Here is a 13079-nt window from a genome sequence, read left to right on the forward strand (position 1 = left end):
CTCTTGATCTCTTGCCGGACCGTCGCGCGCGGTGCGCGGCCGGTGGAGCCGAACTGGTGGAGGGGTCAGGCGTTCCTGCGGGCCAGCTCCCACAGGAGCAGGTCGGAGGAGGTGTTCAGCGCCCATTCGACGCCGGTCACGTCGTCGCGGGCGGCGACGTACTGCTTGCCCTGCCAGAGCGGCAGGACGGGGACGTCCTGGGCGACGATCTTCTGGATCTGCCCGAAGACGGGGCCGGCGGCGGTGCGGTCGGCCGACTGGCGCGAGCGCGGGATCAGCTGGTCCCGTACGGAGGTGTTGACGTAGGGGGTGTTGAGGAAGTTGTCGGCGTCGAGGAAGGGGGCGACGTAGTTGTCCGGGTCGGGGAAGTCGGGGAACCAGCCGAGGCCGTAGACGGGGAAGTCGCCGCGCTTCTGCGCGGGCCGGAAGGAGGACCACTCGCTGCCCTCGACGGTGACCTTGAAGAGTCCGGTGGCGTTGAGCTGGTCGCGCAGCGCCTCGAACTCCTGCTTGGTGCCGGAGCCGTAGTGGTCGGTGGTGTAGTGCAGGGTGAGCGCGACGGGCGCGGTGATGTCGGCCTTGCGCAGGATGTCGGCGGCCCGGGTCTTGCTGGGCTCGCCGTAGGCGTCGAAGAAGGCCGTGGAGTGGCCGGTGACGCTGGAGGGGATCAGCGAGTAGAGGGGCTGCGCGGTGGGGCCGTAGACGGCGTTGACGATCGCGCCGCGGTCGACGACGGCGGCGATGGCCTGCCGGACGGCCTTGTCCTTGACGGACGGGGCGTCGGTGTCGAAGGCGAGGTAGCGGATCTCCAGGCCGGGGACCTCGGTGAGGTCGATGCCGTCCTTGGGCTTCTCGGTGAGCGTCTTGACCTGTTCGAGCGACATGGCGCGGGTCATCATGTCGATGTCGCTCTTCTCCAGGGCCTGGCCCATGGAGTCGGCGTCGGCGAAGGAGCGCAGCTCGACCTTGTCGTTGCGGAGCTTGATGTCGCCCTTGTACGCGGGGTTCTTGGTGAAGACGGCCTTGACGAAGCGGTCGCCGTCGCGCTCGGTCTTCATCGTGTACGGGCCGGAACCGTCGACGTCGAAGCCGTCACGGAGCTTCTTGCCGTCGTACTTGTCCTTGCTGAGGATGCCGGCGACGGGGGTGGAGAGCTTGTACGGGAAGGTCGCGTCGGGCGTCTTGAGGTGGAAGACGATGTCGCGCTCGCCGGTGGTCTCGATGGTGTCGATGTTGGCGAGGAGCGCGGAGGTTCCGTTGTCGGACTTGATCGCGAGGACGCGCTCGACGGAGAACTTGACGTCGGCGGCGGTCAGCGGCGTGCCGTCGGCGAAGGTGAGTCCCTCGCGGAGGGTGCAGCGGTAGCTCTCGCTGACCCGGTCGCTGAAGGAGCAGCTCTCGGCGGCCTCGGGGACGGGCTCGCCGCCGCCGCGCGGTACGTGCATCAGGGTCTGCACGGTCTGCCGGAGGATGTTCCAGCTGCCGGTGTCGTAGGCGAAGGCCGGGTCGAGGGGTGCGGGGGCGTCGCTGGTGGCGACGAACTGGTCCGTGGTGCCGACGACGATGGCTCTCGACTCGTCCGCGCCGCCACAGGCGGTCAGCAGGGGGGCGAGCAGGCCGGCTACGGCCGGCAGGGCCAGGGTCTTGCGGCGCATCAGGGACTTTCTCCTCATCCGGCACGGGGATACGGCGGTGTGCGGACACTCCGCCGCTGCCGCCCGTTCGGGGCGGGCGATCGGGTCGGGATGGTGAGCGATCGGTCCTGCGTTCGCGGCGTCGTGGATGGGCGCCGTTGCACGCGGAAAGCGCGGCGAAGTCCTCCGAAAGATTAGTGCGAGACGCCGTGGCGGCTGACCGCCGAGCAGCCGCTCCGGATGCGGATAGTGATCATGAATACGGGGGGCTCGATAGTCATGCGCGGGCATGAAAGAGCAAGGAAGGCGCGAAACGGGACAGATGTCGATCCGCATTCCCGGCCTTACGGACATCGGGCGCGAGGCGGCCGCCCGAGGTCAGGCACGCTGCGTGACGAAGCTCACGCGCGTGGTCCGTTCCAGGGACGGCCGTCTGTCTGGTCGGGGTCCGGTGCCGAACCGGTCAGGGTCCGGTGATCAGCGTGCGCAGGAAGGGCACGTCCACGTCCTCGAGGGACCGGACCACGACCCGGCCCGGGGAGGGGGCGATCGGGGCCACGGAGGGTACGGCGACGACCCGGCAGCCGGCCGCCTCGGCGGACGCGACGCCCGTCGCGGTGTCCTCGATGACGGCGCACAGCGCCGGGTCGGCGCCGACGCCGCTCGCCGCGGTCAGGTAGGGCTCGGGGTGCGGCTTGGTGCGCCGCACCTCGTCGCCTGCCACGGTGAGCGCGAAGCGGTCGCGGCCCAGGGTGGCGAGGATCCGGTCGATGATGCGTCGGTGCGAGGCGGAGACCAGGGCGGTCGGGATGTTGTGCCGGGCCAGCTCGGCGAGCAGCCGCTCGGCGCCGGGCATCAGCGGGACGCCCCGGCCGATGCGGTGCTCGAACTTCTCGTTGAGCAGGACGGTGAGCTCGGCGAGGGTGATGTCGGCGCCGGTGGCCTCGATCAGGTAGCCCGCGCTGCGGGTCATGGGGCCGCCGACGACGATGTCGCGCCAGGACTCCTCCAGCCGGTGTCCGAGGTCCGCGAAGACCTCCACCTCCGCGTCCCACCAGAAGCCCTCGGTGTCGACCAGGGTGCCGTCCATGTCGAGGAAGACCGCTTGCAGCGCGGAGCTTCCGTTGGCGCGGACAAGGGACGCGGGGACCGTACTGGTCATCCGGCACACCTCCATGGAGGGACGAGAAGGCCGGTCTCCCTCCCCGGTACGGGGAGGGGCGACCGGCCTGCACTGGACCGACCAGTGTACGTCCGGATGACGCGAGGTGCGCGGATTTACTCCCGGGGCGGGTGCCGACGGGGGTGACTACCGTGCGTTGAAGTACTTCGCCTCGGGGTGGTGGATGACGATGGCGTCCGTGGACTGCTCGGGGTGGAGCTGGTACTCCTCCGAGAGGTGGACGCCGATCCGCTCCGGCTGGAGCAGGTCCGCGATCTTCGCCCGGTCCTCCAGATCGGGGCAGGCGCCGTAGCCGAGGGAGAAGCGCGCGCCCCGGTACTTCAGGGCGAACATGTCCTCGACGTCGGACGGGTCCTCGCCCGCGAAGCCGAGTTCGGCGCGGACGCGGGCGTGCCAGTACTCGGCCATGGCCTCGGCGAGCTGCACGGACAGACCGTGGAGCTCCAGGTACTCACGGTAGGAGTCGGAGGCGAACAGCTTGGCCGTGGCCTCGCCGATCTTCGAGCCGACAGTGACGACCTGGAGGCCGACCACATCGGTCTCGCCGGACTCCTCGGCGCGGAAGAAGTCCGCGAGGCACAGGCGCCGGCCGCGGCGCTGGCGCGGGAAGGTGAAGCGGGTCCGCTCGTTGCCGGCGTCGTCGAGGATGATCAGGTCGTCGCCCTTGGACACGCACGGGAAGTAGCCGTAGACCACGGCGGCTTCCAGCAGGTTCTCGGTGTGCAGCTTGTCCAGGAGGCCGCGCAGCCGGGGCCGGCCCTCGGTCTCGACGAGCTCCTCGTACGTCGGGCCGCCCGCGCGGGCCTGCTTCAGCCCCCACTGGCCCTTGAAGAGGGCGCCCTCGTCGAGCCAGGAGGCGTAGTCCTTGAGCGGGATGCCCTTGACCACGCGGGTGCCCCAGAACGGCGGCGTGGGGACCGGGTTGTCGACGGCGACGTCGGAGCGGCCGCCCGGCTCCGGCTCCTCCACCTGGAGGACCGGCACGTCGCGCTTGGCGACCCGGCGCTGCTTCAGCTCGGGCAGTTCGGCGCCGGGGACGCCGCGCTTGACGGCGATCAGCGCGTCCATCAGCCGCAGGCCCTCGAAGGCGTCGCGGGCGTAGCGGACCTCGCCCTGGTAGATCTCGTGCAGGTCCTGCTCGACGTAGGCGCGGGTGAGCGCGGCGCCGCCGAGGATCACGGGGTACTTGGCGGCCAGCTCGCGCTGGTTCAGCTCCTCCAGGTTCTCCTTCATGATCACCGTGGACTTCACCAGCAGGCCGGACATGCCGATGACGTCGGCGGAGTGCTCCTCGGCGGCCTCCAGGATCGCGGAGACCGGCTGCTTGATGCCGAGGTTGACGACGTTGTAGCCGTTGTTGGACAGGATGATGTCGACCAGGTTCTTGCCGATGTCGTGGACGTCGCCGCGCACGGTGGCCAGGACGATGGTGCCCTTGCCCTCGGCGTCGGACTTCTCCATGTGCGGCTCGAGGTAGGCGACGGCCGTCTTCATGACCTCGGCCGACTGCAGGACGAACGGCAGCTGCATCTGGCCCGAGCCGAACAGCTCGCCGACGACCTTCATGCCGTCGAGGAGGGTGTCGTTGACGATGTCCAGGGCGGGGCGCTCCTGGAGCGCCTCGGCGAGGTCGGCCTCCAGGCCGTTCTTCTCGCCGTCGATGATCCGGCGCTTGAGGCGCTCCTCCAGCGGCAGGGCGAGGAGCTCCTCGGCCTTGCCGGCCTTCAGTGACTTGGCGGTGGCCCCCTCGAAGAGCGCCATCAGCTTCTGCAGGGGGTCGTAACCCTCCGAGCGCCGGTCGTAGATCAGGTCGAGGGCGGTGGTGACCTGCTCCTCGTCGAAGCGGGCGATCGGCAGGATCTTGGAGGCGTGCACGATCGCCGAGTCGAGGCCCGCCTTGACACACTCGTCGAGGAAGACGGAGTTCAGCAGGATACGGGCGGCCGGGTTGAGGCCGAAGGAGATGTTGGACAGGCCGAGCGTGGTCTGGACGTCCGGGCGGCGGCGCTTGAGTTCGCGGATGGCCTCGATGGTGGCGATGCCGTCCTTGCGGGACTCCTCCTGCCCGGTGCAGATGGTGAAGGTGAGCGTGTCGATGAGGATGTCCGACTCGTGGATGCCCCAGTTGCCGGTCAGGTCCTCGATGATCCGCTCGGCGATGGCGACCTTGTTCTCGACGGTGCGGGCCTGGCCCTCCTCGTCGATGGTGAGCGCGATGAGCGCCGCTCCGTGCTCCTGGGCCAGCCGGGTGACCTTCGCGAACCGCGACTCGGGCCCGTCGCCGTCCTCGTAGTTGACCGAGTTGATGACGGCCCGGCCGCCGAGCTTCTCCAGGCCCGCCCGGATGACGTCGACCTCGGTGGAGTCGAGGACGATCGGCAGGGTGGAGGCGGTGGCGAAACGGCCGGCCAGCTCCTCCATGTCGGCGACTCCGTCGCGGCCGACGTAGTCGACGCAGAGGTCGAGCATGTGCGCGCCCTCGCGGATCTGGTCGCGGGCCATCTCGACGCAGTCGTCCCAGCGGGCGTCCAGCATGGCCTCGCGGAACTTCTTGGAACCGTTGGCGTTGGTGCGCTCGCCGATCGCCATGTACGAGGTGTCCTGGCGGAACGGGACCGTCTGGTAGAGCGAGGCGGCGCCGGGCTCGGGGCGCGGGTCGCGGACGGTGGGCGTGAGGTCGCGCACCCGCTCGACGACCTGGCGCAGGTGCTCCGGGGTCGTACCGCAGCAGCCGCCGATCAGGGAGAGCCCGTACTCGCGGACGAAGGTCTCCTGGGCGTCGGCGAGCTCTCCGGCGGTGAGCGGGTAGTGCGCGCCGTTCTTGCCGAGGACGGGCAGGCCGGCGTTGGGCATGCAGGACAGCGGGATGCGGGAGTGGCGGGCGAGGTAGCGCAGGTGCTCGCTCATCTCGGCCGGTCCGGTGGCGCAGTTCAGGCCGATCATGTCGATGCCGAGCGGTTCGAGCGCGGTGAGCGCAGCGCCGATCTCGGAGCCGAGGAGCATGGTGCCGGTGGTCTCGACGGTGACGGAGACGATGAGGGGCACGTCGACGCCCAGGGAGTCCAGGGCCCGGCGGGCGCCGATGACGGACGCCTTGGTCTGCAGGAGGTCCTGGGTGGTCTCCACGAGCAGCGCGTCGGCGCCGCCGGCGAGCATGCCCTCGGCGTTCTGCTGGTAGGCGTCGCGCAGCAGGGTGTACGGGGCGTGGCCGAGGGTCGGCAGCTTGGTGCCGGGGCCGATGGAGCCGAGGACCCAGCGCTGCTGCCCGGTGGAGGCGGTGAACTCGTCGGCGACCTCGCGGGCGATCCGGGCGCCGGCCTCGGACAGCTCGTACACCCGCTCGGGGATGTCGTACTCCCCCAGGGCCGCGTGGTTCGCGCCGAAGGTGTTGGTCTCGACGCAGTCGACGCCGGCGGCGAAGTACTCCTGGTGCACCGAGCGGACGATGTCGGGCCGCGTGACGTTGAGGATCTCGTTGCAGCCTTCGAGGTTCTGGAAGTCCTCGAGGCTGGGGTCCTGTGCCTGGAGCATGGTGCCCATGGCTCCGTCGGCCACGACGACCCGGGTCGCGAGTGCCTCGCGGAGGGCTGCGGCGCGGGTCCGGCTGTCAACGGAAGGGGTCGGCGACGAGGCCATGGATGAGCTCCCTGGGATGCGACGGCTGTCGGCTTTGCACGCTCGGTGGAGGGTGCACGGGGCCAGCGTAACCGCGTGGACGCCGGGGTGGACATCGCGTTTCACAGGGCGGACGGCATCCTGTCTCCCGGGGACTCCCGGTCGGACCCGTTCATGACCGACACTGTGTAGGTAACGCACGGTCGACATCGACCGATAGTGTTCAGCATTGTCGAACAGCATGATCCACGCGATCCTGTCCTTCAGGATCCACTGGGAGACCCCGCGGTCGTGGACACATGGACAGGGAGAAAGGCCGGGCGATGGCGAAGAACATCCAGTCGCTTGAACGGGCGGCGGCGATGCTGCGACTGCTCGCGGGCGGCGAGCGCCGGCTCGGCCTCTCCGACATCGCCTCCTCCCTGGGCCTGGCCAAGGGCACGGCCCACGGCATCCTGCGCACCCTGCAGGCCGAGGGCTTCGTGGAGCAGGAGGCCGCCTCGGGCCGCTACCAGCTGGGCGCCGAGCTGCTGCGCCTGGGCAACAGCTATCTGGACGTGCACGAACTGCGCGCGCGGGCCCTGGTGTGGACGGACGACCTGGCGCGCTCCAGCGGCGAGAGCGTCCATCTGGGCGTCCTGCACCAACAGGGCGTGCTGATCGTGCACCACGTCTTCCGCCCGGACGACAGCCGGCAGGTCCTGGAGGTGGGGGCCATGCAGCCGCTGCACTCCACGGCCCTCGGCAAGGTCCTCTCGGCGTACGACCCGGTGGCGCACAGCGAGGTCCTGGAGGTGCCGCGCGAGGGCTTCACGCCGCGTACGGTCACGGACCTGACGGAGTTCGAGACGCTGCTCGACGTCACGCGGGCCAAGGGCTGGGCGTCGGACGTGGAGGAGACCTGGGAGGGCGTGGCCTCGGTGGCCGCGCCGATCCACGACCGGCGCCGGATGCCGGTGGGCGCGGTGGCCATCACGGGCGCGGTGGAGCGTGTTTGCGGCAACGGCGGCGAGCTGCGCTCCGAACTCGTCGCGGCCGTACGGGACTGCGCCCGCGCCGTCTCCCGCGACCTGGGCGCGGGGCGCTTCTGAGCCGCTGAGCCGGGGCGTCCGCCCAGGCAGGAGTACCTGATCAACCCGCCGGTAACGATCCCGTTATCGGCGGGTTTTTCGTTCCCCGAGCCCTTGACGCGCTGTTAACCAGAGGGCAAAACTTCCGTGCATCGGTCGGCATTGCCGAACACCTACCGGCAATAGGCGCTAGAGTGTGGCAGTGCCAAGGGCCGGCAACGCCCTCATAGGAGGGCGCGGACCACCGGAGGGACCCGGGGTTCGCCTTCCCCTGGACGAAGGACAAAGGAGTCGCGGGTGTCCAGCTCCGACATCTTCATCGGCGAGATCATTGGTACCGCCGTACTCATTCTGCTCGGCGGCGGCGTCGTCGCCGCCGTGGTGCTCAAGCGCTCGAAGGCTCAGAACGCCGGATGGCTCGCCATCACGTTCGGCTGGGGCTTCGCGGTCATGACCGCCGTGTACATGACGGGTACCCTCTCGGGCGCCCACCTGAACCCGGCCGTCACCGTCGGCATCGCCCTCAAGGACGGGGACTGGAGCAACGTTCCGGTCTACTTCGCGGGCCAGATGCTCGGCGCCATGCTCGGCGCGGTCCTGGTGTGGATCGCCTACTACGGACAGTTCCAGGCCCACCTCACGGACCAGGAGATCATCTCCTCGCCGCACGAGGAGGGCATGGTCGACCAGAAGGCCGCGCCGAAGGCCGGTCCGGTGCTCGGTGTCTTCTCCACCGGGCCCGAGGTCCGAGTGGTCTGGCAGAACCTGGCCACCGAGATCATCGGCACGGTCGTGCTGGTCCTCGCGGTGCTCACCCAGGGCCTCAACGACAGCGGCAAGGGGCTTGGCGTCATCGGCGCCCTGATCACCGCGTTCGTCGTGGTCGGCATCGGCCTCTCGCTCGGTGGCCCGACCGGTTACGCGATCAACCCGGCCCGTGACCTCGGCCCGCGCATCGTGCACGCCCTGCTGCCGCTGCCGAACAAGGGCGGCTCCGACTGGGGCTACGCCTGGATCCCGGTCGTCGGCCCCCTGGTGGGTGGCGCGATCGCCGCGGGTATCTACAACATCGCGTTCGCCTGAGCCGTCCTTCTTCCAGACTTCTCCCTTGGAGCACACCATGACCGACGCACACACCGCCGGCCCGTTCATCGCCGCGATCGACCAGGGCACCACCTCCAGCCGCTGCATCGTCTTCGACACCGACGGCCGGATCGTCTCCGTCGACCAGAAGGAGCACGAGCAGATCTTCCCGAAGCCGGGCTGGGTCGAGCACGACGCCTCCGAGATCTGGACCAACGTCCAGGAAGTGGTCGCCGGGGCGATCAGCAAGGCCGGCATCACCGCCGCCGACGTCAAGGCCGTCGGCATCACCAACCAGCGTGAGACCACGCTGCTCTGGGACAAGAACACCGGCGAGCCCGTCCACAACGCCCTCGTCTGGCAGGACACCCGCACCGACGCCCTCTGCAAGGAGCTCGGCCGCAACGTCGGCCAGGACCGCTTCCGCCGCGAGACCGGTCTGCCCCTCGCCTCGTACTTCTCCGGCCCGAAGGTCCGCTGGCTGCTCGACAACGTCGAGGGCCTGCGCGAGCGCGCCGAGCGCGGCGACATCCTCTTCGGCACGATGGACTCCTGGATCATCTGGAACCTCACCGGCGGTGTCGAGGGCGGCCGTCACGTCACCGACGTCACCAACGCCTCGCGCACCATGCTGATGAACCTGCACGACATGGCGTGGGACGAGCGCATCGTGCAGTCCATGGACATCCCGGCCGCCGTACTGCCCGAGATCCGCTCCTCCGCCGAGGTCTACGGCTCCGTCAAGGGCGGCGTCCTGGACGGCGTCCCGGTCGCCTCCGCGCTCGGCGACCAGCAGGCCGCCCTGTTCGGCCAGACCTGTTTCGCCGAGGGCGAGGCCAAGTCCACGTACGGCACCGGCACGTTCATGCTCATGAACACCGGCGACAAGATCATCAACTCCTACAGCGGCCTGCTGACCACCGTCGGCTACCAGATCGGCGACGCGAAGCCGGTCTACGCCCTGGAGGGCTCCATCGCCGTCACCGGTTCGCTGGTGCAGTGGATGCGCGACCAGATGGGCCTGATCAAGTCCGCGGCCGAGATCGAGACCCTCGCGTCCTCGGTCGAGGACAACGGCGGCACCTACTTCGTGCCGGCCTTCTCCGGTCTGTTCGCCCCGTACTGGCGCTCCGACGCCCGCGGTGTGATCGCCGGCCTCACCCGGTACGTCACCAAGGCGCACATCGCGCGTGCCGTCCTGGAGGCCACCGCCTGGCAGACCCGCGAGATCACCGACGCCATGACGAAGGACTCCGGCGTCGAGCTGACCGCGCTCAAGGTCGACGGCGGCATGACCTCCAACAACCTGCTGATGCAGACCCTCTCGGACTTCCTCGACGCGCCGGTCGTGCGCCCGATGGTCGCCGAGACCACCTGCCTCGGTGCCGCCTACGCCGCCGGCCTGGCCGTCGGCTTCTGGCCGGACACCGACGCCCTGCGCGCCAACTGGCGCCGCGCGGCGGAATGGACCCCTCGCATGGACGCCGACAAGCGTGAGAGCGAGTACAAGAGCTGGCTCAAGGCCGTCGAGCGGACCATGGGCTGGATCGAGGACGAGGAGTAGATCGACATGACCACCCTGCAGAGCGTCCCCGCCCTGGGGACGCGACCGGCTGCCGGTTCCCTGCCGAGCCGCGCCGAGACTCGGGAGCAGCTTTCCAAGGCGACGTACGACCTCCTGGTGATCGGCGGCGGCATCCTGGGCATCTCCACCGCCTGGCACGCCGCGCAGTCGGGCCTGCGGGTGGCCCTGGTGGACGCCGGCGACTTCGCCGGCGCCACCTCCTCCGCCTCCTCCAAGCTGCTCCACGGCGGACTGCGCTACCTGCAGACCGGCGCGGTCAAGCTGGTCGCGGAGAACCACTTCGAGCGTCGTGCGGTCTCCCGCCAGGTCGCGCCGCACCTCGCCAACCCGCTCACCTTCTACCTGCCCGTCTACAAGGGCGGCCCGCACGGCGCCGCCAAGCTGGGCGCCGGTGTCTTCGCGTACTCCGCGCTCTCCGCCTTCGGTGACGGCGTCGGGCACCTGCTCAGCCCAGCCAAGGCCGCGCAGGACGTGCCGGAGCTGCGGACGGACAACCTCAAGGCCGTGGCCGTGTACGGCGACGACCAGATGAACGACGCCCGCATGGCGCTGATGACGGTCCGCGCCGCGGTCGACGCCGGCGCCGTCGTCCTCAACCACGCCGAGGTCACCGGGCTCCGCTTCACCCGCGGCCGGGTCACGGGCGCCGAGCTGAAGGACCGCACGAGCGGTGAGGAGTTCGGCGTCACCGCCCGCCTGGTGCTGAACGCGACCGGCCCGTGGGTCGACCACCTGCGGAAGATGGAGGACCCGAACGCGGCGCCCTCCATCCGGCTCTCCAAGGGCGCGCACCTGGTCCTGAAGCGGACCTCGCCGTGGAAGGCCGCGCTTGCCACCCCGATCGACAAGTACCGCATCACCTTCGCCCTCCCCTGGGAGGACATGCTGCTGCTCGGCACGACCGACGAGGCGTACGAGGGCGACCCGGGCCAGGTCGAGGTGACCGAGAAGGACACCGCGCAGATCCTCGACGAGGCCGCGTTCTCCATCCGCGACCAGCAGCTCTCGCGCGATCTGATCACCTACGCCTTCGCGGGTCTGCGGGTGCTGCCGGGCGGTCCCGGGGACACCTCCAAGGCCAAGCGCGAGACGGTCGTCACCGAGGGCCGCGGCGGCATGCTGTCGGTGGCCGGCGGCAAGTGGACGACCTTCCGCCACATCGGCCGTACGGTCATGAGGAAGCTGGAGTCCCTGCCGGGGCACCCGCTGGGCGAGGACTACGAGTCGGTGACGACGCTGCCGAAGCGGCTCCCGCTGCCCGGCATAGCCAACCCGAACGCGGTCGCGCACCGGCTGCTCGTCGACGGCCCCGCCCCCGGTCCTCGGATGGCGGCCGACACGGCCAAGCACCTGGCGACCCACTACGGTTCGCTCGCCTTCGACATCGCGCGGATGGCGAACGAGAACCCCGAGCTCGCCCGGCGTGTCCACCCGGACGCGCCGGAGATCTGGGCGCAGGTCGCCTACGCCCGGGACCACGAGTGGGCGGAGACCGCCGACGACGTGCTGCGCCGCCGTACGACGCTCACGATCCGGGGTCTGGCCACGGACGAGATCCGCGGTCAGGTCGACGCGATGCTGCGCAAGTGACGCGCTGATCCTTTGAGGTGAGGGGCGGTCTCCCTGGAGACCGCCCCTTACCCGTTCGTGTGCCGAGGGGAGTTCCTGGGTAGTCGATCAAGGCCGCGCGTGGCCTTCGGTGGTGCGCGAGGGCTGCGGACGGGCCCCCGGAAAGCCGTAAGGTTGGTCCGTACGACGAGGAACGACAGGTACGGCAGGAACGTCGAAAAGGAGGCGCTGGGTGATCGAGCTCGAGGGGGTTCCCGAGCTGATCGACCCGGTCATGGTGGCCGCGTTCGAGGGCTGGAACGACGCCGGCGACGCCGCCTCCACCGCGGTCGCCCATCTGGACCGGGAATGGAAGGGCGAGGTGTTCGCGGCGCTCGACGCCGAGGACTACTACGACTTCCAGGTCAACCGGCCCACGGTCTGGCTGGACAACGGCACCCGGAAGATCACCTGGCCGACGACCAGGCTCTCCGTGGTCAGGGTCGGCGGCGACAAGCCGCGCGACCTGGTGCTGGTGCGCGGGATCGAGCCGTCGATGCGCTGGCGCTCGTTCTGCAACGAGATCCTGGGCTTCGCCCATGAGCTGGGCGTGGAGATGGTGGTGATCCTGGGCGCGCTGCTCGGCGACACCCCGCACACCCGGCCCGTGCCCGTCAGCGGGGTCACCTCCGACCCGGACCTGGCGCGGACGATGGACCTGGAGGAGACCCGGTACGAAGGGCCGACGGGCATCGTCGGGATCCTCCAGGAGGCCTGTACGCACGCGGGCGTGCCCGCGGTCAGCCTCTGGGCGGCCGTGCCGCACTACGTCTCGCAGCCGCCGAACCCGAAGGCGACCCTGGCGCTCCTGAACCGCCTGGAGGACCTGATCGACCTGCGCATTCCGCTGGGCGAGCTGCCCGAGGACGCGCGGGCGTGGCAGCTGGGCGTGGACCAACTCGCCTCCGAGGACAGCGAGGTGGCGGAGTACGTCCAGACGCTGGAGGAGGCGCGGGACACGGCGGAGCTGCCGGAGGCCTCGGGCGAGGCCATCGCCCGCGAGTTCGAGCGCTATCTGCGGCGCCGTGACGGCGGCCCCGGGCAGGGCCCGGGCCAGGGCGGCCCGGGCGTCGCCACGGAGGGCGGGGACACCTCGTACCTGCGGGACACCGGCGGGGGCAGGACCCGTCCGCCGAAGCCGGAGCAGCCGGGACCGGAGGCACCGCCCGAGGCGCAGGACGCCCCCGATGCCCCGGACGCGCCCGATGCCCCGGAGGCGCAGGACGCTCCGGAGCCCTCTTCCGAGGACCGCGACGACGACGAGTGAGCCGTACGGGAAAGGGGGCCGCACCGGTCATGGT

The 13079-nt window shown here is 70.2% G+C and carries 8 protein-coding genes; 5 read left to right on the top strand and 3 right to left on the bottom strand.

The window, feature by feature from the left end; translation table 11 throughout:
- Positions 1-65: 65 nt before the first annotated feature.
- The 3 genes from AB0E14_RS23080 to metH all read right to left on the bottom strand — a co-directional run bounded on the left by AB0E14_RS23080 (position 66) and on the right by metH (position 6453).
- On the bottom strand, positions 66-1655 hold the full coding sequence (locus AB0E14_RS23080; protein ID WP_362421139.1) for an ABC transporter substrate-binding protein: 1590 nt from the start codon (positions 1653-1655) through the stop codon (positions 66-68).
- Between the two features lie 442 nt (positions 1656-2097).
- The gene (locus AB0E14_RS23085) at positions 2098-2796 is read right to left on the bottom strand and encodes an HAD family phosphatase (protein WP_362421141.1); all 699 of its coding nucleotides are present in this window, start codon (positions 2794-2796) and stop codon (positions 2098-2100) included.
- Positions 2797-2943: 147 nt separating this feature from the next.
- Positions 2944-6453 (bottom strand): methionine synthase, encoded by a 3510-nt coding sequence (gene metH / locus AB0E14_RS23090; RefSeq protein ID WP_362421143.1) that lies wholly within the window; start codon positions 6451-6453, stop codon positions 2944-2946.
- A gap of 302 nt (positions 6454-6755) precedes the next feature.
- Here metH and AB0E14_RS23095 point away from each other — a divergent pair, with 302 nt between their 5' ends.
- From AB0E14_RS23095 to AB0E14_RS23115, 5 genes are all read left to right on the top strand, one after another.
- Positions 6756-7523: an IclR family transcriptional regulator gene (locus tag AB0E14_RS23095; protein ID WP_362421250.1), complete on the top strand. Its 768-nt coding sequence runs from the start codon at positions 6756-6758 to the stop codon at positions 7521-7523.
- Positions 7524-7799: 276 nt separating this feature from the next.
- A complete protein-coding gene (locus tag AB0E14_RS23100) occupies positions 7800-8585 on the top strand; it encodes an MIP/aquaporin family protein (RefSeq protein WP_362421145.1) in 786 nt (261 codons plus the stop codon).
- A gap of 37 nt (positions 8586-8622) precedes the next feature.
- Positions 8623-10149 (top strand): glycerol kinase GlpK, encoded by a 1527-nt coding sequence (gene glpK / locus AB0E14_RS23105; RefSeq protein WP_362421147.1) that lies wholly within the window; start codon positions 8623-8625, stop codon positions 10147-10149.
- A 6-nt stretch (positions 10150-10155) separates the two neighbouring features.
- The gene (locus tag AB0E14_RS23110; protein WP_362421149.1) at positions 10156-11760 is read left to right on the top strand and encodes a glycerol-3-phosphate dehydrogenase/oxidase; all 1605 of its coding nucleotides are present in this window, start codon (positions 10156-10158) and stop codon (positions 11758-11760) included.
- Positions 11761-11971: 211 nt separating this feature from the next.
- Entirely contained in the window at positions 11972-13045 is a 1074-nt protein-coding gene (locus AB0E14_RS23115; RefSeq protein WP_362421152.1) for a PAC2 family protein, read from the top strand.
- Positions 13046-13079 lie beyond the last annotated feature (34 nt).

Origin of the sequence: Streptomyces sp. NPDC047981, from assembly GCF_040653315.1 — a bacterium.
GTDB lineage: Bacteria > Actinomycetota > Actinomycetes > Streptomycetales > Streptomycetaceae > Streptomyces.

Coding starts and splice junctions, on each gene's coding strand:
- AB0E14_RS23085 (WP_362421141.1), bottom strand. CDS start 2,796: ATGACCAGTACGGTCCCCGCGTCCCTTGTCCGCGCCAACGGAAGCTCC.
- AB0E14_RS23080 (WP_362421139.1), bottom strand. CDS start 1,655: ATGCGCCGCAAGACCCTGGCCCTGCCGGCCGTAGCCGGCCTGCTCGCC.
- AB0E14_RS23110 (WP_362421149.1), top strand. CDS start 10,156: ATGACCACCCTGCAGAGCGTCCCCGCCCTGGGGACGCGACCGGCTGCC.
- glpK (WP_362421147.1), top strand. CDS start 8,623: ATGACCGACGCACACACCGCCGGCCCGTTCATCGCCGCGATCGACCAG.
- AB0E14_RS23095 (WP_362421250.1), top strand. CDS start 6,756: ATGGCGAAGAACATCCAGTCGCTTGAACGGGCGGCGGCGATGCTGCGA.
- metH (WP_362421143.1), bottom strand. CDS start 6,453: ATGGCCTCGTCGCCGACCCCTTCCGTTGACAGCCGGACCCGCGCCGCA.